Annotated in this window: 2 protein-coding genes; both read left to right on the top strand. The window is 41.8% G+C overall.

Annotation, left to right across the window (positions count from 1 at the left end; all coding sequences use genetic code 11):
* Positions 1-203: 203 nt before the first annotated feature.
* Positions 204-1,046: a protein-glutamate O-methyltransferase CheR gene (locus VB118_11215; GenBank protein MEA4833169.1), complete on the top strand. Its 843-nt coding sequence runs from the start codon at positions 204-206 to the stop codon at positions 1,044-1,046.
* Positions 1,047-1,062: 16 nt separating this feature from the next.
* Complete coding sequence (locus VB118_11210) at positions 1,063-2,079, top strand: chemotaxis response regulator protein-glutamate methylesterase (protein MEA4833168.1); 1,017 nt, start codon at positions 1,063-1,065, stop codon at positions 2,077-2,079.
* The last annotated feature ends 124 nt before the right edge of the window (positions 2,080-2,203 follow it).

The following is a 2,203-nucleotide window of genomic DNA, read 5'->3' as shown; positions in this document are numbered from 1 at the left end:
CAAGGACATACGCGCAAAAGCGAAAGGCGAGAATTCACAGATCAGTCCGGATGTATTAAAGGCTCTTGACGGGATGAAGCAAAAAAAGGACGAACAGAAAGTTGAATCCAAAAGCTCATCGCAGAAAACCAAAATATCACTAAGCGATACCGAATTCGGCAAATATTAAACAGAACAAGAGGTGAGACGCAGTAATGGGGGTTATGTCTGAACCAATTAAGAACAACATTCCTCTTGAATTGACCGATGGCGAATATAAAAGGCTCGCTGATTTCATTAAACAGAATTATGGTATATATTTAAAGGAAGAGAAACGTACACTCCTGACCGGGCGCCTATATAAAATTTTGGATAAAGCAGGATATTCCAACTTCACGGACTATTGTAATTTTCTGTTCCAAGATAAATCCGGCAAGGCTCTTACAGAATTTGTCGATAATATAACTACAAACCATACATACTTTATGCGCGAATCCGAACATTTCTTTTACTTTCGCGATAAAGTGCTGCCGTATCTTGAAAAAGCTGTTCCAAACAAAGATCTCCGTATTTGGTGTGCAGCGTGTTCTACAGGAGAAGAATCATACACTCTGGCAATGATACTGGATGAATATTTTAAGCAGACAAGATCGGTTTGGGACTGTAAAGTGCTTGCTACCGATATATCCTCAAGGGTGCTTAAGGATGCCGCGGAAGGTGTGTACAGTCAAACAAAAGTCGAATCCCTGCCGTTGAATTGGAAGCTTAATTATTTTAATCGTTACGGCGACAGCGAATACCGGATAACAGATGCAATTAAAAAAGAAGTGATATACAGAAAATTCAACCTGATGGAAAAAGCGTTTCCCTTCAAAAAGAAATTCCACTGTATATTCTGCCGCAATGTAATGATATATTTTGACGAAGAAACAAAGGACAGGCTCATTGAAAAGTTTTATGACTGTACCGAACCTGGCGGATACCTGTTTGTGGGGCATTCGGAATCACTTAACAGGGAGATCACACGATATAAATATATAATGCCGGCCGTATACAGAAAAGAATAATATCCGGAGGAAAAAAATGCGTGAAGGAAAAATCAGAGTATTGGTAATTGACGATTCTATTTTGTCCAGAGAAATTTTATCCAGAGGCCTTTCGACCGATCCTCAGATCGAAGTTGTAGCAAAGGCCTCAGATCCCTTCGATGCCCGCGATAAAATATTAACATATGAACCGGATGTAATAACTTGCGATATAGAGATGCCAAAAATGAACGGCATTGAATTCGTAAAAAAGCTCATACCGCAGTATCCGGTTCCCGTTATTGTCGTCAGCAGTTTATCCGATGCGGTATTTGATGCTCTTAACGCCGGAGCGGTTGATTTTGTGACAAAGCCAAACGAACAATCGGCAAAAAGCGTGGAAGCCGTGATCAATGACCTCATAAACAAAGTGAAAATTGCATCAAAAGCCAAGGTAAGATTCAAACGGGTCAGAGATACGGCAACTACCGATGTTCCAATACGCTGTGATCACAAGAGGATAATCGGAATCGGCGCATCAACAGGTGGTACGGAAGCATTGTTCCATGTTCTGAAAAAGCTTCCACCCTCAATACCCGGTATTGTCATTGTACAGCATATTCCGCCTGTATTTTCAGCTATGTTTGCGGACAGAATGAACACACAAACCGCGTTGAATGTAAAGGAGGCTCAGGACGGCGACTCGGTTGAAACAGGAAAAGTACTTATCGCGCCGGGCGACAAGCATATGAGAGTCAAAAAAATCGGCGATAAATATAAAGTCGATGTGTTTATGGGAAACGAAGTCAACGGTCATCGCCCGTCGGTTGATGTACTTTTCGATTCAATGGCGGCTGAATGCGGAAAAAGCGCAGTCGGAGTTATACTTACCGGAATGGGGCAGGACGGCGCGAAGGGTATTTTAAAGATGCGCAACAATGGAGCGATCACAATAGGTCAGGACGAAAAAACCTCCGTCGTTTACGGAATGCCTAAAATCGCATATGAAATAGGCGGTGTCGAAAGGCAACTTGGGCTTGACGACATTCCGGACATGATAATTAATGTCTACTGAACAAATACGAATTTCAAATTTCGCTGCGGTAGATGATGTGTTATTAGCAAACAATATAGGAACACAAAAAAGGCGCAAAGAACCTTTTTCAGGTTCAGGACAATAACAGACATAGCGATACAGT

It is taken from the genome of Oscillospiraceae bacterium (genome assembly GCA_034925865.1).
Taxonomy (GTDB): Bacteria; Bacillota; Clostridia; order Oscillospirales; family SIG627; genus SIG704.
The sequence above is the reverse complement of the archived record's forward strand: the minus strand, read 5'-3'. Positions and strand labels throughout refer to the sequence as shown.